The organism is Streptomyces sp. McG3, assembly GCF_018619185.1.
In the GTDB taxonomy this organism is placed as follows: domain Bacteria; phylum Actinomycetota; class Actinomycetes; order Streptomycetales; family Streptomycetaceae; genus Streptomyces.
This window is the reverse complement of record NZ_JAAXYC010000001.1, coordinates 19768-42620: the sequence shown is the minus strand read 5'-3', so window position 1 is coordinate 42620 and position 22853 is coordinate 19768. Positions and strand designations below refer to the sequence as shown.

The window sequence follows — 22853 nt, the reverse complement described above, 5'->3', positions numbered from 1 at the left end:
CATGTCGAAGCCTGGATTCGTCGACATCTGGCCGTTGTCCCCGCTCCAGAAGGGCATGCTCTTTCACGCCTTGTACGAGGAGCAGGGCGCGGACGTCTACGTGATCCAGCTGGCGATCGATCTCAGGCGCGCGGTGGACGCGGGCGTCCTGCGCGGCGCCGTGGCCACGGTCCTGGACCGCCACGAGAACCTGCGTGCCTCGTTCCGCAACCGCAAGAGCGGCGAGCCGGTGCAGGCGATCCTGCGCGAGGCCGAGCCGGACTGGTCCGAGACCGACCTCAGCGATGTGCCGGAGCCGGAACGCGCGGCCCGGCTGCGGGACCTGCTCGACGAGGACCGGACCCGCCGGTTCGACCTGAAACGGCCGCCGCTGCGGTTCTCGCTGGTCAAGCTGGCGGACGAGGAGTACCGGTTCGTCTTCACCGCCCACCACATCCTGCTCGACGGCTGGTCCATGCCGCTGGTGCTCGGCGAACTGATGGCCCTCTACGCGGCCGGCGGCGACGCCGCGGAACTGCCGCCGGTCATCCCGTACAAGGAGTACCTGGCCTGGCTCTCCCGGCAGGACCGGCCCGCGGCCGAATCCGCCTGGAAGGCCGCGCTCGACGGGGCCGCGCCCACGCTGGTGGCGGGCTCCGGGACGGGCGCGTCGCTGCCCGACAGCCTGATCGAGGAGGTCGACCCGAAGGTGTCGGCCGCGCTGATCGAGCGGGCGCGTTCGCTCGGCGTGACCCTCAACAGCGTCGTCCAGACCGCCTGGGGCCTGGTCCTCGGCTCGCTGACCGGGCGGGACGACGTCGTCTTCGGTGAGACGGTCTCGGGCCGTCCGCCCGAGCTGCCCGGGGTCGAGCGGATGGTCGGCCTGTTCATCAACACCCTGCCGGTGCGGCTGCGCCTGGACTCCGCGCTCTCCCTCAAGGACCACGTCCGGAACCTTCAGGACGCCCAGGCCGACCTGCTGGCCCACAAGCACCTCGGGCTCGCCGAGATCCAGCAGCTCCACGGCGCCGGACCGCTCTTCGACGCCATCACGATCTTCGCCAACTACCCGATCGACACCGACACCCTGCGGGACTCCGCCGAGGACATCGGCGCGGTCGGCGCGGCCACGGTGGACGCCACGCACTACGCCCTCAACCTGGAGGGCACCGTACGGGGCGAGCGGATGACGGTCCGCCTCGACCACCGGCCCGACCTGTTCGCCGAGGGCGCCGGACGCGAGGTGCTGGACCGGCTGCTCGCGGTCCTGGCGGAGTTCGCCGACCGGCCCGACCGGCGGGCCGGGGAGCTGGAGCTGTTCGACGCCGCCGACCGCGCGCGTCTGGTGCTCTCCCCGTCCGGCACGGCGGACCGCGCCGCACAGCCCGAAGGGGCGGATCGTCCGGACGCGTCGGACGCGTCGGACGCGGCGGACGGGGAGCCGAGGAACGAGCGCGAGGCACTGCTGTGCCGGCTCGTCGCCGAGGTGCTCGGGGTCGAGTCGGTCTCCGTCCACGACAACTTCTTCGAGCGCGGCGGCGACTCGATCAGCTCGATCCAACTGGCCCACCGCGCCCGCAAGGAGAACATCGCGCTGAGCCTGCGGGAGATCTTCGAGCACCGGACGGTGTCCCGGCTGGCGGCGCTCGCCGGCGCCGCACCGCAGCCTGCGGCGGCCGTCGCCGACGACGGTGTCGGCCCGGTGCCGCTGACCCCGGTCATGCACTGGCAGCAGAGCCAGGGCGGCCGGATCGACGCCTTCAACCAGACGCTGACCGTGCCCGTCCCGGCCGGTCTGACCCAGGACCGGCTGCACACCGCGCTCCAGGCGCTGCTCGACCACCACGACGCGCTGCGGATGCGGCTCGGCCGCACCCCGCGGGAGGCGTGGACGCTGGAGGTCATGGCCCGCGGCGCCGTGCGCGCCGAGGACTGCGTGCGCCGCTACGTGACCGCGGCCGGCGACCCGGCGGCGGAGCGGACCCACGAGGAGCAGGTGCTCGCGGCCGTGGAGCGGCTCGCCCCCGCCGACGGCCGGATGGTCCAGGCCGTCTGGCACGACGCGGGGCCGGACGCCGAAGGCCTGCTGGCCCTGGTGATCCACCACCTCGCCGTCGACGGCGTCTCCTGGCGGATCCTGCTGCCCGACCTGGAAGCCGCCTTCGCCGCGCTCCGGTCCGGCGACGCGATCGTCCTCGACCCGGTCGGCACCTCGCTGCGCCGCTGGTCGCGGGAGCTGGCGAAGGAGGCCCTGACCGAACGCCGCGTCGCCGAGCTGGACCGCTGGCGCACGGTGCTGGCCACCCCCGATCCGCACCTGGCGGACCGCCGCACGGACCCCGCGCGCGACGTGGTCGGCGCGGCACGCCAGCTGACCGTGACCCTGCCCGCCGCCACCACGGCGGCGGTCCTGGGAGCCGTGCCCGCCCTCTTCCACGCCGGATCCGACGAGGCGATGCTCACCGCGCTCGCCCTGGCGGTGGCCCGCTGGCGGCGCGAGCGCGGCCGCGGGGAGGGCAGCGCGGTCCTGGTCGGGCTGGAGGGCCACGGACGCGAGGAGATCCTCGACGGGGTCGACCTCTCGCGCACCGTGGGCTGGTTCACCAGCCTCTACCCGGTCGCCGTCGACCCGGGCGCCGGGGCCGACGCGGACGAGGAGACCTGGTCCGGCGGCCCCGCCCTGGGCGCCGCGTTCAAGGCGGTCAAGGAGCAGTTGCGGGCCATCCCCGACAAGGGCATGGGCTATGGACTGCTGCGCCACCTCAACCCGGACACGGGCCCCGAGCTGGCCGGATTCGCCGAGCCGCAGATCGGCTTCAACTACCTGGGCCGGCTCGGCACCGCCGACGCGGACGCCGATCCCGACGCCGTACGGGTACGCGACCTCACCGGAGCCGGCGACGCGACGATGCCGCTCCCGTACACCCTGGAACTCAACGCCGCCGCCGTGGACCACCCGGACGGGCAGCGTCTGACGGCCTCCTGGACCTGGTCGGGCGAACTGCTCGGCGAGGCGGAGGTCACCCGGGTCGCCCGGCTGTGGTTCGACGCGCTGACCGCCCTGGCCGCGCACGCCGAGCGCCCGGACGCCGGCGGGCTCACCCCCTCCGACCTGCCGCTGGTGACCGTCGACCAGGCCGAGATCGACCGGCTGGAGACGACCCCCGGCGGGATCGTCGACGTGCTGCCGCTCTCGCCGCTCCAGCAGGGCCTGCACTTCCACGGCCTGTACGACGCGTCCGAGGCCGACGTCTACACCATCCAGTCGGTCCTCGAACTCCGCGGCCCCGTCGAGCCCGACGCCCTGCGCGAGGCGGCCCGCGCGCTGCTGCGCCGCCACGACAACCTGCGGGCCTTCTTCGTCACCGGCGCGGCGGGCAAGCCGCTCCAGGTCATCCCCGCGGACGCCGAGCTGCCGTGGCGGAGCCATGACGTGAGCGGCCTCGCCGAGGAGGACCGGGCGGCGGAGCTGGAGCGGCTGCTCGCGGCCGACCGGGGGGTGCGGTTCGACCTGGAGAAGCCGCCCCTGCTGCGCTGCACCCTGGTCCGGCTCGGCGAGCGGGACCACCGCTTCGTCCTCACCGTCCACCACATCGCGGTGGACGGCTGGTCGATGCCCCTGCTCGTGCGGGACCTCTTCGACCTGTACGGGCGGTACCAGCGCGGCGAGGAACCGGCACCGTCGCCCGCCGCCCCGTACAAGCGCTACCTCAGCTGGCTGGCCGCGCAGGACCGCGGCGTCTCCGAGGACGCCTGGCGCACCGCGCTGGCCGGCCTGGACGAGGTGACCCACCTGGTCACGGACGCCGGTGCCCACGCCTCCGCCGCCCCCGAGCGGATGGGCACCGACATCCCCGAGGAGCTGTCGGCGGGGCTGACGGCCGTGGCCCGGGAGCACGGGCTGACGGTCAACACCCTGGTGCAGGGGGCCTGGGGGCTCGTGCTCTCCGCGCTCACGGGCCGTGACGACGTCGTCTTCGGGGCGACCGTCTCGGGCCGCCCGCCGGAGCTGCCCGGCGTCGAGGACATGATCGGCCTGTTCATCAACACGCTCCCGGTCCGGATGGACATCGGCCACGGCTTCTCCCTCGCCGGGCTGTTCCAGCGGCTCCAGGAACGGCAGTCGGGGCTGATGGCGCACCAGTACCTCGGTCTGGCCGACGTCCAGCGGCTGGCCGGCAGCGGTGAACTCTTCGACACCCTGGTGGTGTTCGAGAACTACCCCGTGGAGTCCGAGCCGCTGCGCGAGTCCGCCCAGGAGCTCGGGGTGGTGGACGCCGACGTCCACGACTCCGTGCACTACCCGCTCGCCCTGCTGGCCGCCCAGCGCGGCGACCGGCTCACCGTGGAGTGGTCCTACCGTCCGGATCTGCTCGACCGGGCGCGGGTCGAAGCCGTCGCCGAGCGGTTCCTCGCCGTGCTGCGTGCCTTCGCGGACGGGCCGGACCGGCCGGCCGCCGAGCTCGGCCTGCTGGCCCCCGCCGAGCGGCGGCTGGTGCTCGGCGCATGGAGCGAGGGCGAGCCCGGGTCCACCGACGGCTCGGTCACCGAACGCTTCGAGGCGTGGGCGGCCGCCCAGCCCGGGGCCACCGCGCTGATGGCGGAGGATCAGGAGCTGACGTACGCCGAACTGGCCGCCCGCGCCGACCGCCTGGCCCACTGGCTGCGCGAACAGGGGGCAGGCCCCGAGCAGTTCGTCGCGATCCGGCTGCCGCGCACCGCCGACCTGGTCGTGGCACTGCTCGCGGTCCTCAAGTCGGGTGCGGCCTACCTGCCGATCGACCCGGCGCTCCCGGCCGACCGGATCGACTATGTCCTCCAGGACGCGGCCCCCCTCCTGGTTCTCACCGAGGAGGAGATGGCCCGCGCGGACCGTGCCGGTGCTCCGGCCGCCGCCTCCGCCGTGGTCCGGCACCCCGACCACCCCGCGTACGTCATCTACACCTCGGGCTCCACCGGACGTCCGAAGGGCGTCGTCGTGCCCGGCGGCGGGGTGGTCAACATGCTGGACACGCTCGTGCGGCGACTGGGGCTCACCCCGGACGACCGCCTGGCCGCCGTGTCCACCGTCGGGTTCGACATCGCGGTGATGGAGATCTTCCTGCCGCTGACCAGCGGCGGCACCCTGGTGCTCGCGGGGTCGGACGCGGTCAAGGACCCCGAGGAGCTGGGGGCGCTGCTCACCCGGACCGGGACGACCGTGCTGGGGGCGGCGCCGAGCCTCTGGCACGTCCTGGAGGAGACGGTCCCGCAGGCACTCCGCGGGCTGAGCAAGATGACCGGCGGCGAGGCGCTCGCCCCGGACCTGGCCCGCCGGCTCGTCGCCCTCGGCGGCCCGGTGTTCAACCTCTACGGACCCACCGAGATCACCGTGTACGCCACCGGCGCCGAGATGGACGGCGTCGCCCCGGTCACCATCGGCGGGCCCGTCGCCGGCACCCGGGTGTACGTGCTCGACGCGGCCCTGCGCCCGGTGCCGCCCGGTGTGCCCGGGGAGCTGTACATCGCCGGAGCGGGTGTCACGCGTGGCTACAACGGCCGGCCGGGGCTGACCGCCGAGCGGTTCGTCCCCGACCCGTACGGGCCGGCCGGTGTCCGGATGTACCGCAGCGGCGACCTGGTCCGCTGGACCGACGAGGGGCAGCTCGACTACCTGGGCCGCACCGACTTCCAGGTGAAGCTGCGCGGCTTCCGTATCGAACTCGGCGAGATCGAGGAGGTGCTGAACGGTCACGGGGACGTCGGCCGGGCGGTCGTGGGCGTGCATGAGTTCCGTCCGGGCGACCGGCGCCTGGTCGCCCATGTGATGCCGGCCGAGGGGCGGACCGTCGACGCGGCGGTGCTGCGCGAGCACGCCGCGGCGGCGCTGCCCGGCTACATGGTGCCCTCCGCGTTCGTGGTCCTGGACGAACTGCCGCTGAACGCGAACGCCAAGGTGGACCGCAAGGCGCTGCCCGCCCCGGAGGCCGACGGCGGCGAGCTGTCCAGGGAGCCGCGCAACGCCACCGAGTCGACGCTGTGCACGCTCTACGCCGAGGTGCTCGGCCTGGAGCGGGTCGACGTGGCGGATAGTTTCTTCACCGTCGGCGGGGACAGCATCAGCTCGATCCAGCTGGTCAGCCGGGCCCGGCAGGCCGGGCTGCGGTTCAGCCCGCGCGACGTGTTCGCACACCGCACCCCGGAGGCACTGGCGGCGGCCGTCCTGACGGAGGCCGCCGGACCCGCGGAGCCGGACGTGTCGCGGAGCGACGCGGTCGGCGATGTGCCGCTGACCCCGATCGTCCACTGGGTGCGCGAACGGGGCGGCGCGATCGACCAGTTCAACCAGACCATGTCACTGCCGGTGCCCGCGGGCACGGAGCCCGCCGTGGTGACGTCGGCGCTCCAGGCGGTGCTCGACCACCACGACGCGCTGCGGATGCGTCTGGACCGGCTCGGGGAGGACTTCGGCTGGTCGCTGGAGATCGACCCGCCCGGCACGGTACGGGCCGAGGACTGCGTCCACCGCGTCGACGCCGCGGCGCTGATCGCCGCCGGCCTCACCGAGGCGGAACTCGACCTGCGCGCAGCCGAGGAGACCGCCGCCGCCCAGTCGCGCCTGGACCCCGGGACCGGGGCGATGGTGCGCTGCGTCTGGTTCGACCTCGGCCCGGAGACTCCCGGGCGGCTCACCGTGATCGCCCACCACCTGGTCGTCGACGGCGTCTCCTGGCGCATCCTGCTGCCCGATCTGCAGGCCGCCCTCGAAGCGCTCGCCGCCGGCCGGACCGTCGCCCTGGAACCCGTGGGCACCTCGTTCCGCGGCTGGGCCCGGCGGCTGACCGACCTGGCCGCCGCCCCGGACCGCATGCGGGAACTCCCGCTCTGGCGCGACATCCTCGACGGCTCCGACACCCCCCTGACCGACCGTCCGCTGGACGCGAGGCGGGACACCTTCGGCACGGCCGCCCAGCTGAGCGTCCAGCTTCCGGCGAAGCTCACCGCACCCCTGCTCGGCCGGATCCCCGCGCTGTTCAACACCGGGATCAACGACGTACTGCTGACGGCCCTGGCGCTCGCCGTCATCGACTGGCGGGCGCGCACCGGGCGCGGGGACGACCCCGAGGTCCTCATCGACCTGGAGGGGCACGGCCGCGAGGAGATCACCGACGGCGTCGACCTCTCCCGTACCGTCGGCTGGTTCACCAGCCTGTACCCGCTGCGCCTCGTCCCGGGCGAGACGCCCGGCGACGAGGTGTGGTCGGGCGGACCGGCGGTGGGCCGCGCGGTCAAGCGGATCAAGGAGCAGCGGCGGGTCCTGCCCGACAACGGGATCGGCTTCGGTCTGCTGCGCCACCTCAACCCACAGACCGCCCAGGTCCTCGGCCGGTTCGCGCAGCCGCAGATCGGCTTCAACTACCTGGGCCGGCTCGGCGAGTCCGACGACGGCGCCGACACCGGGCGGGAGCCGGAGGTCAACCGGGGCCTGTCGAACGTGGCCGAGGCCGCCATGGCCCTGCCGCACGCCCTGGACCTCACCGCCACGGCCGTCACCTACCCCGACGGCCCGCGACTGGTCGCCCACTGGATCTGGGCCGGCGAGCTGTTCTCGGACGACGACATGCGCGACCTCGCCCGGAGCTGGTTCCGGGCGCTGGAGGCCCTGGTCCGGCACGCCGAACGGCCCGAGGGCGCCGGCGGTCTGAGCCCGTCCGACCTCACCCTGGTCGACCTCGGGCAGGAGGAGATCGACCGCCTCGAATCCGCGGGGGAGGACGTCGTCGACGTACTGCCCCTCTCACCGCTCCAGGAAGGGCTGCTCTTCCACGCCCTGTACGACGAGCGGGGCGCGGACATCTACACCACCCTCCTCGCCTTCGAACTGCGAGGAGAGCTGGACGCCTCCGCGCTGAGGGACGCGGCCGGGGCCCTGCTGCGCCGGCACGACAACCTGCGCGCGGCCTTCCGGCCCGGAGCGGCGGGCCAGTCGCTCCAGGTCATCCCGCGCACGGTCGAACTGCCCTGGCGGGAGGTGGACCTCAGCGGGTACGACGAGGAGCGGCGTACGCGGGAACTCGACCGCCTGACGTCGGAGGCACTGGCCGAGCGGTTCGATCCGCGACAGGCCCCGCTGCTGCGGTTCACCCTGGTCAGGACCGGGGCGGAGGCGCACCGGCTGCTGCTGGCGAACCACCACATCCTGTTCGACGGCTGGTCGGGCCCGGTGCTCTCCGCCGAGCTGTTCGAGCTCTACCGGACCGGCGGCGACGACGCGGCGCTGCCCAGGGTGACGCCGTACAAGGACTACCTGAGCTGGCTCGCCGGCCAGGACCGCGCCGCCGCCGAGAGCGCGTGGCGCGAGGCGCTGGACGGCGTGGACGAGCCGACGCTCGTCGCCCCCGCCGACCCGGCGCGGGCCCCGCTGCGGCCCCGGGCCCACCGGCTGGAGCTGTCCGCCGCGGACACGGCCGCCCTGACCGGGCAGGCACGCCGGGCCGGCGTCACGAAGAACACCGTGGTCCAGGCCGCCTGGGGGCTCCTCCTGTGCGGGCTCACCGGGCGCGAGGACGTGACGTTCGGCGAGACGGTCAACGGCCGCCCCGCCGAACTCCCCGGCGTCGAGACCATGGTGGGGCTGTTCATCAACACGCTGCCCGTGCGGGTGCGCGCCGGGCGCGGGGACACCCTGCTCGACGTGGTGCACCGCTTGCGCGACCAGCAGCTGGAGCTGCTGCCGCACAAGTACCTCGGACTCACCGACATCCAGCGCATCACCGGGACCGGGGCGCTCTTCGACACCTCCACCGAGTTCAGCAGCTACCCGGTCGACTCCGAGACGCTGGAGCGGACGGCCGAGGGGATCGGGATCGTCGACGCCCAGATCCAGGACGGCACCCACTACCCGCTGGCCCTCGGAGCCTCGGACGACGGGCGGAGCCTCACGCTCACGATCGACTACCGCCCCGACCTGTACGACGACGAGACGGCCGAGGCCCTCGGGACACGGCTCCGGACGATCCTGGACACGTTCGCCACCGACCCCGGCCGCCGGGCCGACTCCCTGGACCTGCTGACGGAGGCCGGTCGCCGGACCCTGCTCGTCGAGCGGAACGACACGGCCACCGAGGTCCCGTCGGTCGCCGTGCCCGAGCTGTTCCGGGCGCAGGCGCTGCGGACCCCCGACGCACCCGCCGTGGTCTTCGGCGACACCTGCCTGGACTACCGGGACCTCGACGAGAGGTCGGACCGGCTCGCCGGACTCCTGGCCGGACTCGGCGTCGGCCCGGAGACCCCGGTGGGCGTCCTGATGGAACGCTCCGCCGAACTCCCCGTCGTCCTCCTCGCCGTCCTCAAGGCGGGCGGCGCGTACGTGCCGCTGCGGGACACCGACCCCGCCCCGAGGCTGCGGCAGCTCCTGGCCGACACCGGAGCCCAGGTCGTCGTCACCGACCCGGCTTCGGCCTCCCTCGCCGGCGAGCTGGGCGTCACGGTGCTCGACGCGCGCGACGAATCCCCGGCGGCGGCGCCGGAGGTCACGGTCCTGCCGGACCAGCTCGCCTACGTGATGTACACCTCCGGCTCCACCGGGCTGCCCAAGGGGGTGGAGATCACCCAGCGGGACATCGTCGAGCTGGCCTTCGACCGGCGCTGGGAGAGCGGGGCGCACCGGCGGGTGCTGATGCACTCCCCGACCGCCTTCGACGCCTCCACCTACGAGAGCTGGGTGCCGCTGCTCCACGGCGGCGCCGTCGTGGTCGCCCCGCCGGGGGCCCTGTCCGTGGCCGCTCTGGAACGGCTCCTCGCCACCCACGAGGTCACCGGCCTCTGGCTCACGGCGGGACTCTTCCGGCTGGTCGCCGAGGAGTCGCCGGGCGCGCTGTCGGGCCTGCGCGAGGTGTGGACGGGCGGCGACGTGGTCCCCGCCGAGGCGGTGCGACGGATCCTGGAGGCCTGCCCCGGCATCGTCGTCACGGACGGCTACGGGCCCACCGAGACGACCACGTTCGCCCTCAGCCACCCCCTGACGGCCGGCGAACCGGTACCGGTGCGGGTGCCGATCGGGCGACCGCTCGACAACATGCGCGTGTACGTGCTGGACGGCAGCCTGCGCCCGGTGCCGGCCGGAGTGGCGGGCGAGCTGTACATCGCCGGCGCCGGCCTCGCCCGGGGCTACACCCGGCAGCCGGCGGCGACCGCCGGGCGCTTCGTGGCGAACCCCTTCGGCCCGCCCGGCGCCCGGATGTACCGCACCGGCGACCTCGTCAGGTGGACGGCGGACGGCGTGGTGGAGTTCGCGGGCCGCGCCGACGACCAGGTCAAGCTCCGGGGCTTCCGGATCGAGCCCGGTGAGATCGAGGACCGGCTGGCCCGCCACCCCGCCGTGGCCCAGGCGGCGGTGATCGTGCGCGAGGACCGGCCCGGCGACAAACGGCTGGTCGGCTATGCCGTCCTGGCCGATCCGGACGGACCGGCCACGACGGCGGACCTCACGGCGTACCTGAGCGGCGAACTGCCGGACTACATGGTGCCGTCCGCGCTGGTGGCCGTCGCCGCGCTGCCGCTGACCGCGAACGGCAAGATCGACCGCAGGGCCCTGCCCGCGCCCGAGTACGGCGGGGCGGAGGAACGCCGCGCGCCGCGCGACGAGCGGGAGAAGACCCTGTGCGCCCTGTACGCCGAGATCCTCGGGGTGCCGGAGGTCGGCATCGACGACAGCTTCTTCGATCTCGGCGGTCACTCGCTGCTCGCGACCCGGCTGGTCAACCGGATCCGGTCCGCGTTCGGTGCGGAGGTGCCGGTGCGTCTGGTCTTCGAGGCGCCCACGGTCGCGGCCCTGGCCGGCCGGCTGACCGGTGCGGAGGCGGCGAAGCAGCGCCTGGTCCCGGTCGAACGGCCGGCGGCGATTGCGCTCTCGCACGCCCAGCGGCGGCTCTGGTTCATCGACTCGGTGGAGGAGGACACCACCGGCTCGTACACCATCCAGCTGGCCGTGCGGCTGCTCGGCGAGGTGGACCCCGGGGCGATGGAGGCGGCCGTCGGCGACGTGGTGGACCGCCACGAGAGCCTGCGCACCGTCTTCCCCGTCGAGGGCGGCGCCCCGCGCCAGCGGATCCTCGCCCCGGAGGAGTACAGCGTCCCGCTCCCCGTCGAAGCGGTGACCGAGGACGGCCTGGAGGGGTCCCTCAAGGAGTCGGCGGCGTCGGTGTTCGACCTGGCGGCCGACATCCCGCTGCGGGCGCGGCTGCTGCGCCTCGCGCCGCGCGAGCACGTCCTGGACCTCGTCCTGCACCACATCGCGGGAGACGGATCCTCGCTGGCGCCGCTCGCCCGGGACCTCGGCCACGCCTACGCGGCCCGACTGGCAGGAGTGGAGCCGGAGTTCGTCCCCCTGCCCGTGCAGTACGCGGACTACGCCCTGTGGCAGCGGCGCACCCTCGGGGACGAGAACGACCCGGAGAGCCCCTACGGGCGGCAGCTGGCCCACTGGCGGACGGCCCTGGCCGGGCTGCCGGAGGAGCTGGACCTGCCGGTCGACCGCCCGCGTTCGGCCGAGGCCGGCAACCCGGGCGGGCAGGTGGAGCTGCGCTTCCCCGACGATGTCGTCGAGGGCGTCCACCGGCTGGCGGACGAGGGCGGCGCGAGCCTGTTCATGGTGCTGCACGCCGCCGTGGCCGCGACGCTGCACCGGGTGGGCGGCGGCACGGACATCCCGGTGGGCACCGTGGTGGCCGGCCGGGGTGACGAGGCGCTCGACGAGCTCGTCGGCTTCTTCGTCAACACCCTGGTGCTACGCACGGACCTCTCCGGCACCCCGGACTTCCGGGAGCTGCTGAGGCGGGTGCGGAACACCGATCTGACGGCCTTCAGCCACCAGGACGTGCCGTTCGAGCGGCTGGTCGAGGAGCTGAACCCGGCACGGTCCCTCGGCCGGAACCCCCTCTTCCAGGTGGCGGTCAGCCTGGAGAACAACGAGGAGGCGGACCTGGAACTGCCGGGCCTCACCCTGGCCCCGCAGCCGACCACGGCGGACCTCGCCAAGTTCGACCTGTCGTTCGCCTTCGGCGAGATCCGTCCGGACGGAGGACCGGCCGGGCTGGGCGGCCAACTGGATTACAACGCGGCTCTGTTCGACCACGCCACGGCCGAGGCCCTCGCCGACCGGCTGGTGCGGCTGCTCGCCGCGGTCGTCGCGGACCCCGGCCTCCCGGTCGCGGACGCCGACCTGCTCTCGCCGCGCGAGCGCGCCGTGCTCCAGGAGCGCAACGACACCGCGCGGGCACGGCCGGCCGGGACGATCGTCTCGCGGTTCGCGGAGCGGGTGGCCGCCGAGCCGGACGCACCGGCGGTCTCCGACCGGGGTGTGACGATCGGCTACGCGGAACTGGACGCCCGCGCCAACCGGCTGGCCCACCGCCTGATCGCCGCGGGCGTCGTCCCCGGTGACCGGGTGGCGGTCCTCCAGGAGCGCTCCGCCGACCTCGTCGTCTCCACGCTCGCCGTGCTGAAGGCCGGCGCGGCGTACGTCCCGCTCGACGCCCGCTACCCGCTGCCCCGCCTCGGACTCATCGTCGAGGAGACCGGCAGCCGCGTCCTGCTGACCGACCGGGCCCTGTCCGGGGTGGCGGTCGACGGTCCCGTCGAGGTCATCGTGGTCGACGGCGAGCGGGAAGCGGCGGAGTCGGCCGGCTACGCAGCGAGCAGCCCGGATCTCGTCGGCCACCACGACGAGTTGGCGTACGTCATGTACACCTCGGGCTCCACGGGCAAGCCGAAGGGCATCGGCGTCACCCACGCGTGCGTCGTCGCCTTCGCCGCGGACGAGCGGTGGCGGTCCGGGCACGAGCGGGTGCTGTTCCACTCGCCGCACGCCTTCGACGCGTCGACGTACGAGATCTGGGCGACCCTGCTGGGCGGCGCCCACCTCGTGGTCGCGCCCCCCGGCCAGCTGGACGCCGCCGGTCTGCGGCGGCTCACCGAGGAGGAGGGCCTCACCGCGGTCTTCATGACCACGGCTCTGTTCAACCTCGTCGCCGAGGAGGATCCCGGGGCCTTCGCCGGGCTCCGCGAGATCTGGACCGGTGGCGAGCAGGTCTCCCCGGCCGCCTTCCAGCGGGTGCTCGCCGCCTGCCCGGACACCGCGGTGGTCCATGTCTACGGGCCGACGGAGACCACGGTGTACGCCCTCTGCGTCCCGCTGCACGCCCCGGTCGCCGCCCTGCGCAACGTGCCGGTCGGACGCCCGATGGACAACACCCGGGCGTACGTCCTGGACGACCGTCTCCGGCCCGTCCCGTTCGGGGTGGCCGGGGAGCTGTACCTGGCGGGGGCCGGCACGGCGCGCGGTTACCTCGGGCTGCCGGGCATGACCGCCGAGCGCTTCGTGGCCGACCCGTTCGGCGCGGTGGGCGAGCGGATGTACCGCACGGGCGATGTGGTGCGGCAGGACGCCGAGGGGCTCATCGAGTTCGTCGGGCGTGCGGACCACCAGGTGAAGATCCGGGGTCTGCGGATCGAGCTGGGGGAGATCGAGTCGGTCCTCCAGGACCAGCCGCAGATCTCCCGGACCCTGGTGACCGTCCGGGAGGACGAGCCGGGCGACAAGAAGCTGGTGGCCTATCTCGTGCCCGTGCCCGGCGCGGACACCGCGGGCCTCCGGGAGCAGGTCGCACGACGGCTGCCGGACTACATGGTCCCGTCCGCCTTCGTGTACCTGCCGGACCTGCCCGTCAACGCGAACGGCAAGGTGGACCGGAAGGCCCTGCCCGCACCCGATTTCGGCCCCGTGGCCGGGGGGCGCGGACCGCGCGACCCCCGGGAGGAACTCCTGTGCCGGCTCTGGGCCGAGGCCCTGAAGCTGGACCGGGTGGGGATCGACGACAACTTCTTCGAACTCGGCGGCGACAGCATCGTCTCCCTCCAGCTCACCAGCAGGGTCCGTTCCGTCTTCGGGGTCGAACTGTCCAACCGGGCGGTGTTCCAGGCGCCCACGGTGGCCTCGCTGATGGAGGTGATGGGCGCGGGCGGCCAGCGGGACGACTCCTTCGAGGTGGTCCTGGAACTGCGGGCCGGAGGGGCGGCGGCCCCGCTGTTCTGCCTGCACCCGGTCGGCGGCGTCAGCTGGATGTACTCCGGCCTGATGCGGCACATCGCCGGCGACCGCCCGTTGTACGGGATCCAGGCGCGGGGCCTGGCTAGGCAGGAGCAACTCCCCGTCTCCATAGCGGAGATGGCGGAGGACTACACCGAGCGGATCCGTGAGGTCCAGCCCTCGGGCCCGTACCACCTGCTCGGCTGGTCCATGGGTTCGCTGCTCGCCCACGCCGTGGCGGTCCGGCTGCAACAGCAGGGACAGGAGGTCGCGTTGCTCGCCAACCTCGACCAGCCGCCCGTCAGCGCGGAGGAGCTGGACGGCGAGTACGTCGCCGCCGACGACCAGAAGGTCTACGCGGCCCTCCTCGACTTCGTGGGGCGCGACCCCGGGATGTTCGGGGACGGTCCGCTCGAACGCGACCGGGTCATCGAGGTCCTGCGCGAGGAGGGCAGCGCGCTCGCCACCTTCGACGACGACCACATCCTGCGGATCGGCGAGGTCAACAACAACAACTGGTCCCTGACCATCGGCTACGAACCGGAGGTGTTCGACGGGGACGTCCTGCTGTTCGTCGCCACCCGCGACGAGGACGGCCCGGAGGGGAAGACCGACCGGTCCGTCGCGAAGCTCCAGCGCTTCGTCACCGGGAAGGTCGAGGTCGAGGAGATCGACTGCGAGCACCGCCAGCTCCTGCAGGCCGGGCCGGTCGCCGAGGTCGGCCGCGCCCTTCAGCAGCGGCTCGACGGCCTCCAGGACTGACCCGGACGCCCCCGAGGGCCCGAGGGGCCCGTACGACGGCCCGGTGCCGCCCGCCGCTCGCGCGGACGGCGCCGGGCCGTCCCGCTGCCCGGTCCGGCCGTGCGGGATCTGCCGTTCGGCAGATGTGCCGGGCGGCCCGGCCAGGAATGCTGATCAGAGAGAAGATCCAAGGAGGAAGCATCATGACCCAGGTGACCGAGCACATGTCATCGCGGACGGCGGCCGGTGCACCAGGTCCGGTGCGCGGGCGATTCAACTGGACGGCCCTGATCGGCTACGTGGCCTTTCTCGCGCTCCTTCTCTACGGGCTCGCCCACACCTACTGGGCCTTCGGCGGGGACGGCTTCCCGTTCGGCGCCGACGACGCCAACCCGGAGTACTCGGCCTTCGAGCACGTCGGCCGCGACCGGCTGGCGCCGTGGATCGCGGGCGGGTTCCTGGGCAGCTCGGTGGTCGCACTCCTTCTGGCGCTGCCGGGCCGGCGGCGGATCCCCACCCGGGTCCTGGTGGGCGCCTCCGTGTTCTCCGCGGCCGCGGTGTTCAGCACGCTCGCCGACTTCCGCATCCTCGGCAATCTCGCCTATGTCTTCATGCTGAAGTTCAGCGCGATCAACTGGACCGTGATCAACCAGCTCTTCGCGGTGGTCTCGGTGGGCCTCATGCTCGCCTCCGCGATCATCTACCAGCGCCGCACGTCCGGCGCGTGCACCGGCTGCGGGCGCAGCGACTCGGGCGCCGGCTGGACCTCGCCGGAGGCCGCGGCCCGCTGGGGCAGGCGGGCGGCGTACACGGCGGTCATCGTCCCCCTGCTGTACGCCAGCACCCGGTGGGCCTGGGCCCTGGGCATCCCGCTCGGCATCTCCGAGAAGCTGTGGGAGGAGGGCAAGGAGGACAACCTCTGGATCGCCGGCGCCGCGCTGGCCACCATGGGGGCGCTGGGCTCGCTGCTCACCCTGGGCCTGGTGCAGCGCTGGGGCGAGGTCTTCCCCCGGTGGATGCTGGGCCTCCGGGGCCGGCGGGTTCCGCTGACCCTGGCGGTCGTCCCGGCCACGCTGGTCTCCATCATGGTGACGATCGCCGGGATCATGTACATCCGGCTGCACCTGCAGGGATCCTTCGACAACCAGAGGGACGACTGGGGAGCCACGGTTCCGGAGATGATCTGGCCGGTGTGGGGCATCGCCCTGGCGGCCGCCACGCTCGCCTACTACTTCCGGCGGCGCGGGGTGTGCAAGCGTTGCACCCGCGGCTGAGGAAATCGGCCGAGAAATGCGGGGGCCCGGAACCGGATGGCCGGTTCCGGGCCCTCTGCTTTTCCTGTTCTCAAGTGCTTGATACGGCATTGAGTGCGCGCGGCGTTCTCGTATTCACTGAAGTCTCCATCTATCGGAGGTGTGCAGTGAAGAAGCTGGCTTATGCATTGGCTTCCGGCGTGGCGGCTCTCGGGCTGCTGGCCGGTGCGCAGGGCGTCGCCCAGGCGGAGGAGTCCGCTGCCGTGCCGAGCTGTGTGAAGGGCGAGGGGGCGTACCTGATCGCCCTCTACGTCACCATCACCAACAACTGCGACACCACCCAGCGGGTGACCGCCTGGTACGAGCGTGACGGTGTGCCGGTCTACCCCGAGAACCGGTGCTACACCCTCGCCCCGGGCGAGCAGGTCAAGTACCGGGAACCCTTCTGGTTCGGCGAGCGCTACGCGGGTCTGATTCACTGCTGAGCCGATAGGGGGCCCGGAACCGGAATGCCGGTTCCGGGCCCTCTGCTTTTCCTGGTCTCAAGTGCTTGATACGGCATTGAGTGCCCGCGGCGTTCTCGTATTCACTGAAGTCTCCATCTATCGGAGGTAAGCAATGAAGAAGCTGGCTTATGCAATGGCTTCCGGCGTGGCGGCTCTCGGGCTGCTGGCCGGCGCGCAGGGCGTCGCCCAGGCCCAGGGTGCGACCGCTGTGCCGAGCTGCGTGAAGGGGGAGTGGACCCTGCTGGGCGGCGTCATCGTCACCATCACCAACAACTGCGCCACCACGCAGCAGGTGAACGTCAAGTACTCCTTCGGCGGGGAGCCGTTCGTGCCCGACAAGTGTCACACCATCGCCCCGGGCAAGTCGGTCACGACGAGCGAGGCGGTGTGGTCGGCCAACCGCTACGAGGGCCTCATTCCCTGCTGACCCGCGGTTCGGCGCGTTCCACGACGCAGGGCGGGCCCGGAACCAGGTGACTGGTTCCGGGCCCGCCCTGTTGGCCGGGAGGGTCAGGTCGCCCGGCGGAAACTGCGGATCGCCAGCGGCGCGGTGACGAGGACGAGCACCAGGCAGCAGCCCAGTGTCGCCAGGATGGTGCCGAGGTCGGGGCTGCCGAGCGCCAGGTCGCGGGCCGCCGTGATCGCGTGGGACATCGGGTTGACCTCGGCGACGGCCTTCAGCCAGCCGGGGAGGCCGTCGGCCGGGACGAACGCGTTCGAGGCGAAGAGCAGGACCATGTTCACCATGCCTCCGATGGGCTGCAAGGACTCAGGACGGCGCAACCAGGCGGAGAGCGCCATGAACAGCCAGCCCAGGGACCAGCCGAGCACCACCGCGATCAGCGCCGCGCCGAGCGAGCCCAGCACACCGCCCTCCGGGCCGTACCCGAAGACCAGGGCGGCCGCCGCCAGCATGACGATCAGGTTGACGACGTTGAGCATCGTGTCCGCGATGCTCCGGCCCACCAGGACCGAGCCGGTGTGGATCGGCATGGCCTTGAACCGGGAGATGATGCCGTTGTTCATCTCCGTCGTCAGCGCCACCCCCGACTTGAGCCCGGCGCTGATCGAGCTGGTGACGAGGAACGCGGGCAGCAGGTAGTCGATGTAGGTGACGCCCGGGGGGAACGACGACGTCTGCGAGACGCTCTTGAACACCTGGCTGAACACGGTCAGCATCAGGATGGGTTCGAGAGCCCCGGGCAGGACCATGGCGGGTTCGCGGAGCACCCGCAGCGATCTGCCGGACAGCACGGAGATCTGCCGGAGCACACCGCTCCCGCTGAACCGCGGTGACGGGGGGTGGACGGGGGCCTTCGTGAGGGCCGGCGGGCTGGTGGTGGTGGTCATCGGGGCATCCCTGCCTGGAGTCTGTCCGGCGGTTCGGGCTGCCGGAGGGAGAGGGCGGTGGCTGTACGGCCCGACGTCGGGCGTCAGTTGGCGCCGGAGTGGTTCAGGGCCATGTACACGTCGTCCAGCGAGGGCTCGGAGAACGCGAGCCCCGCGAGTTCCACACCGGCCTCGTCGGACGCCCGGACGACGCCCGCCAGGCCGGTGGAGTCCTTGACGGGCATGGTGAGCACGAGGCCGTCCTGCTCGTGGGCGGGGGCGAGGCCGGCCGCCTCCAGCGCCCGTACGGCCCGCGGACGGTCCTCCGCGACGCGCAGGGTGACCGAGACGGAGCGGTGCCCGACCCGGTCCTTGAGTTCGTCCGCGGTGCCCGAGGCGATGACGCGGCCGGAGGACAGCACGGTGATCGAGTCCGCCAGGAAGTCGGCCTCGTCCAGGTACTGCGTGGTCAGCAGCACCGTGGTGCCCTCCTGGACCAGTCGCTTGACCACGGCCCACAGGCCCCGGCGGGCCGAGGGGTCCAGCCCGGTGGTCGGCTCGTCCAGGAAGATCACCTCCGGCTGCCCGACCAGGCTGGCCGCCAGGTCCAGGCGCCGGCGCATGCCGCCCGAGTAGCCCTTCACCTTGCGCAGGGCGGCGTCGGTGAGGGAGAAGAGATCGAGCAACTCCTCCGCGCGAGCGGCGGCCTGGGCGCGTGAGGCGCCCAGGAGCCGGGCGATGAGCACCAGGTTGGCGTGACCGGAGAGCGTCTCGTCCACGGCCGCGTACTGGCCGGTGAGGCCGATGCGGCGGCGGACCTCCTCGGCGTTCCTGGTGACGTCGAGCCCCGCCACCCGGGCCCGGCCCGACGTGGGCAGCGAGAGGGTGCTCAGGATGCCGACGACGGTGGTCTTTCCCGCACCGTTGTGCCCGAGCAGCCCCAGCACCGATCCCCGGGGCACCGCGAGGCTCACGCCGTCGAGCGCGCGTGTGGCTCCGAACGATTTCGTCACGTCGGAGACTTCGATCATCATCGTGTCCATGAAATGCCCTTCCCTCGTCACCGGAAGCCCGCCACCGGCCGCCGGGCGCATTCAGGGAAGACCGAAAGGGACTGCGTGGGGCGTCGCCCGCAGACGTAACGTAGCGGTGGGAGCGGGAATTCAGGAGGGTCGATCAGAACTCTGAAAGTGGCATTGTGGAAACCCGTGAAAAGGGGAGTGCTCTCAGCCCAGCGGCAAAGCTGCGGTGACCCGCCAGCCGTGCTCCCCGTGCACGCCGAACTCCAGGGTCCCGCCGAGCGCCCGGACGCGTTCGGCGAGGCCTTCCAGGCCACTGGCCCCGTGTCGTCCCCGGTCGCCGAAGTACCCGCCGCCCGCCTCGCTGATGGAGGGGGAGCCGTTGGTCACGGACACGGTGAGCGACGGCTCCCGGTGTTCGGGGCCGGGCGTCACGGACACGGTCACCCACGGCGTGGTGCCCGCGTGCCGCCGTACGTTGGTCAGCGCCTCCACCACCACCCGGTGGGCGGTGCTCGCCACTTCGCGGGGGACCCGGCCGACGTGCTCGGGCGACCGGTCGATGTCCAGGCGCACTTCGGCCCGGCCGGACGCGCGGAACCGGTCCACGACGTCCACGATGTCCTCCAGCCCGTAGGCCACCGGCTGGGACTCCTCCGTCGCGCCCCGGCCGGCCGGGGTCGTCCCGTCGGAGGACCTGAGCATGTGGACGGTGCGGTCCATGGAGCCGAGGGCCTGGCGGCCGGAGGCCTCGATCTGCTGGAGGAGCGGCAGAACCTTCTCCGGCCGGTCCGCGCCGATCACCTGCGCCGCCTGCGCCAGCACGACGATGCCCGACACGTCGTGGGCCACGAAGTCATGCAGATCGGCCGCCAGTTGGAGGCGCTGGCTGCGGCGGGCCTCGTGCACCGCCCGGATCCGGCGTGTCTCCAGGGTGCGCAGACCGCCGCCCGTGGCGGCCGCGGCGATCGCGCCCAGCGCGAAGAACGCGCTCTGGGCGGCGGCTTCCAGCGCGGTCGGGGGGATCTGGAGGCGCAGGAGCGCGGTCGAGGCCAGGAGCCCGAGCACGGTGCAGAGCACGAAGGCCTGCCGGGTCCCGGCGTACCGGGCGACCAGGCAGACGAGCAGCAGAAGTCCGGCGATCTCCACCAGGGTGGCCACGCCGGTCGCCTCCTCCAGGGCCGGAGGGTCCCCGAACAGGGTGCCGAGGGCGGAGCTCACGGCCACCACGACGGCGGCCGCCGGGACGACCCGGTCCCGGGTGTGCAGTGAGGCCACGGCGAGCGCGCCCAGCACCGCGACCATCATGGGCAGGACCGCGCGCCAGCCGGCGGAAGGGCCCGCCAGCAGAGCGGCCGGCACCACGCAGAGCGTCAGGACCGCGCAGACCGGGCCGACGGCACGCTCCCGGAGGCGGCTCTGGATGCGGTTCCCCGTGTTCGTCCCCATTCCCGCGATTCTACGCACCCGTCGGATTCTCCCTTTTCTGTCAGCTTGGTGAAGTCGGAAGCGGGAGCGGGGCGGAGAAGCGCGCGATCGGATCTCCCTGTTGACAGCTAGTTGCCACCGGGAAGTCGGGGGCGATTCCGCGGCGGAATCATCCCTGGGGCACGCCGTGGGAACAACGTCGATGACGGTCCGTTCGGGAGGGTGATATGTCTGGTGAGGGCGAGTCCGAACTGGAACGGCTGCTGCCGGAATGGCATTTCAGGGAAATCCATCGTGTTCCGGTCCCCGGCGCCACCGCCGAGGTCATGACGGCCGCGCACGCGACGACCTGGTCCGAGGCCCCGATCGCCCGGGCCCTGGTCGCGATCACCGGTGCGGACGTCTCGGGCCGGGGGCTCATCGTCTCCGAGTTCCTGAGCGGCATGGGCGAGGTGCTGCCCACCGGGGACGAGGAGTTCCTGCTCGCCGCGGTCCAGGGTCTGGGCGACACCCCCCGGCCGGACGGCAGCGTCGTCGACATCGTGACCGGCTGCGATCAGCCGGGCATCCTCAAGGTCGGGATGAACGTCCGCCACGCGGCGGGCGTGCTCACCACGGAGACCCGGATCCTCGCCACGGACGAACGCACCCGGCGCCGGTTCCTGCCCTACTGGCTGTTCATCAGGTTCGGCAGCGGGCTGACCCGTACGTCCATGCTCAGGGCGATCCGGGCCCGGGTGCTGCGTGAGGCGGCCTCCGGCTGACCTCCGGATCAGGCGTCAGGACGGTCTTCCCGCTGCTCCGCCCGGCCCCACCGGGTGGAGCACACTCATGTGCGCGGGCAGCCGGCTCCACACCTCGGGCGTGTAGAAGTGCCCGCCCGGCAGGAGGGCCGCCTCGAACGGGCCCGTGGTCAGGCGCCGCCAGCGCTCCAGGTCCTCCTCGTCCACGTCGTCGTCCGCGCCGCGGAGCAGCTGGAGCGGCGCGCCGACCAGCTCCCCGGGCCGGTACCGGTAGCCCTCGACCGTCCGTAGGTCCGCCCGGAGCACCTCCACCGCCATCCGCAGCAGCTCCGGCTCGTCCCGGACCGCGTCGGCGACCTGACCGACCGTGAACATCCAGTCGAGCAGCTCCTCGTCGGTGTTCCCCGTGTGGGGCGGCGCGTCCCGGTCGGCCGGGCGGTCGGGGGCGCCCGCGGCCGAGACGACCAGCCCCCGCGGCGGGGCGATCCCGGCACGCTCGGCGCGCACCGCCAGGTCGAAGGCGACCCACGCACCCATGCTGTGGCCCGCCAGTACGTAGGGGCGGGCGGCGATGCCGGCGAGTGCGGCCAGCGCCCCGCCGAGCAGGTGCTCCCAGGTCCGTGCGAACGGGACGCCATAGCGTCCCTCGCGCCCGGGATAGCAGTACAGGACCAGTTCGGTGTCCTCGGGCAGGGCGTCGGCCCACGCGCGGAAGGGTGCCGTACCGCCCCCGCAGAAGCTGAGACAGAACAGGGTGCGCTCCGCCTGTGGCCGGGGCAGCGGCCGGAACAGTGGCCCGGGCACGGTGAGTCCTCTCGACGGCCGTCGGTGTCACCGGGAATGTACCGGCGCCGGCCGGGCCGCCGTCCCGGGGCCAACAAATCTTCGATCCTCCGGGGTGACGCTCGGCTACGGGACGTGGCGGGAGAGTGACCGGGGCGGCGGAGGGCCGGCTACCGAAGGCCGCGACCGTTCGTTTTCCCGGCACTTCCGGCCCGGCGGAGGAGTGGCCGAAAGCTGCGCAACGCAATATTCAATTCTTCTCAATGCAAAGTCTCGAACGCGGGGCCGAAGTGGTCGCCGGAAGCTCTTGTTAGGTCGATTCTCCGACGCCTAGGGTCGACTCGAATTCGGTGACAGCGCCAGGAAGAGGAGAGCTCCATGGCCAATCCATTCGAGGATGACAATGCCGAGTACTACGTGCTCGTGAACGACGAGGGGCAGTATTCGATCTGGCCCGTATTCGCCCGGATCCCGGAGGGCTGGAAGACGGTGCACGGTGCGGCCGCCCGTCAGGAGTGCCTCGACCACGTGAATGAGAACTGGACCGATATGCGTCCGCGCAGTCTCGCCGAAGCCATGACGTCCCAGCCCGCCTGACGTCACAGCCGTACCGAACGAGCCTCACTTCCTGCTCAGCAGTTCCGCGGTCCACATTCCTGTGCCGGCCTTGCGGCGACCGAACCATCCTGGAGGAAAGAAATCATGCCGACCATCACCAGCGACCGTCGTTCCGCGATCAAGGAAATCGTCTGCGACATCCTCGAACTCGAAGAGGGCGACGTGAGCGAGACCAGCCTCTTCATCGACGATCACGGCGCCGACTCCCTGCGGGCCATCGAGATCCTGGCCTCCTTGGAGAAGGAGTTCGGCATCACCATCGACCAGTCCGAGCTCGCCCAGATGATCAACCTGGAGGCGGTCTACAAGGTGGTCGCCGAGGCGCCCGCCCGCTGACCGCTCCCACCCTCTCGATCTCACGTCTGAAGGACTGAAGGGGAATCAGC

General features: G+C 72.6%; 11 protein-coding genes. 7 read left to right on the top strand and 4 right to left on the bottom strand.

The window, feature by feature from the left end:
* Position 1: 1 nt before the first annotated feature.
* The 4 genes from HET64_RS00150 to HET64_RS00135 all read left to right on the top strand — a co-directional run bounded on the left by HET64_RS00150 (position 2) and on the right by HET64_RS00135 (position 16974).
* Positions 2-14809, top strand: coding sequence for a non-ribosomal peptide synthetase (locus HET64_RS00150; RefSeq protein WP_251144552.1), 14808 nt, complete (start codon positions 2-4; stop codon positions 14807-14809).
* Between the two features lie 182 nt (positions 14810-14991).
* The gene (locus HET64_RS00145) at positions 14992-16062 is read left to right on the top strand and encodes a hypothetical protein (RefSeq protein WP_215100857.1); all 1071 of its coding nucleotides are present in this window, start codon (positions 14992-14994) and stop codon (positions 16060-16062) included.
* 146 nt (positions 16063-16208) lie between these two features.
* The gene (locus HET64_RS00140; protein WP_215100855.1) at positions 16209-16526 is read left to right on the top strand and encodes a hypothetical protein; all 318 of its coding nucleotides are present in this window, start codon (positions 16209-16211) and stop codon (positions 16524-16526) included.
* 154 nt (positions 16527-16680) lie between these two features.
* Complete coding sequence (locus HET64_RS00135; protein WP_251144551.1) at positions 16681-16974, top strand: hypothetical protein; 294 nt, start codon at positions 16681-16683, stop codon at positions 16972-16974.
* 83 nt (positions 16975-17057) lie between these two features.
* On the opposite strand, the gene HET64_RS00130 is transcribed toward HET64_RS00135, so the two are convergent.
* From HET64_RS00130 to HET64_RS00120, 3 genes are all read right to left on the bottom strand, one after another.
* Positions 17058-17897 carry an ABC transporter permease gene (locus HET64_RS00130; protein ID WP_215100851.1) on the bottom strand — a complete coding sequence of 280 codons (840 nt, stop codon included), beginning with the start codon at positions 17895-17897 and terminating at the stop codon, positions 17058-17060.
* A gap of 83 nt (positions 17898-17980) precedes the next feature.
* Positions 17981-18919: an ATP-binding cassette domain-containing protein gene (locus HET64_RS00125; protein WP_215100850.1), complete on the bottom strand. Its 939-nt coding sequence runs from the start codon at positions 18917-18919 to the stop codon at positions 17981-17983.
* 183 nt (positions 18920-19102) lie between these two features.
* Positions 19103-20344, bottom strand: a complete 1242-nt coding sequence (locus HET64_RS00120) for a sensor histidine kinase (protein ID WP_215100847.1) — start codon at positions 20342-20344, stop codon at positions 19103-19105.
* Between the two features lie 206 nt (positions 20345-20550).
* Between HET64_RS00120 and HET64_RS00115 the strand changes: the two genes are divergently transcribed.
* Positions 20551-21087 carry a hypothetical protein gene (locus HET64_RS00115; protein ID WP_215100845.1) on the top strand — a complete coding sequence of 179 codons (537 nt, stop codon included), beginning with the start codon at positions 20551-20553 and terminating at the stop codon, positions 21085-21087.
* Positions 21088-21102: 15 nt separating this feature from the next.
* Here HET64_RS00115 and HET64_RS00110 read toward each other — a convergent pair whose 3' ends face one another.
* Positions 21103-21870: a thioesterase II family protein gene (locus tag HET64_RS00110; protein WP_215100843.1), complete on the bottom strand. Its 768-nt coding sequence runs from the start codon at positions 21868-21870 to the stop codon at positions 21103-21105.
* A 357-nt stretch (positions 21871-22227) separates the two neighbouring features.
* Between HET64_RS00110 and HET64_RS00105 the strand changes: the two genes are divergently transcribed.
* Both HET64_RS00105 and HET64_RS00100 read left to right on the top strand, forming a co-directional pair.
* Positions 22228-22446 carry an MbtH family protein gene (locus tag HET64_RS00105; protein ID WP_215100841.1) on the top strand — a complete coding sequence of 73 codons (219 nt, stop codon included), beginning with the start codon at positions 22228-22230 and terminating at the stop codon, positions 22444-22446.
* A gap of 105 nt (positions 22447-22551) precedes the next feature.
* Positions 22552-22803, top strand: coding sequence for an acyl carrier protein (locus HET64_RS00100; protein ID WP_215100840.1), 252 nt, complete (start codon positions 22552-22554; stop codon positions 22801-22803).
* The last annotated feature ends 50 nt before the right edge of the window (positions 22804-22853 follow it).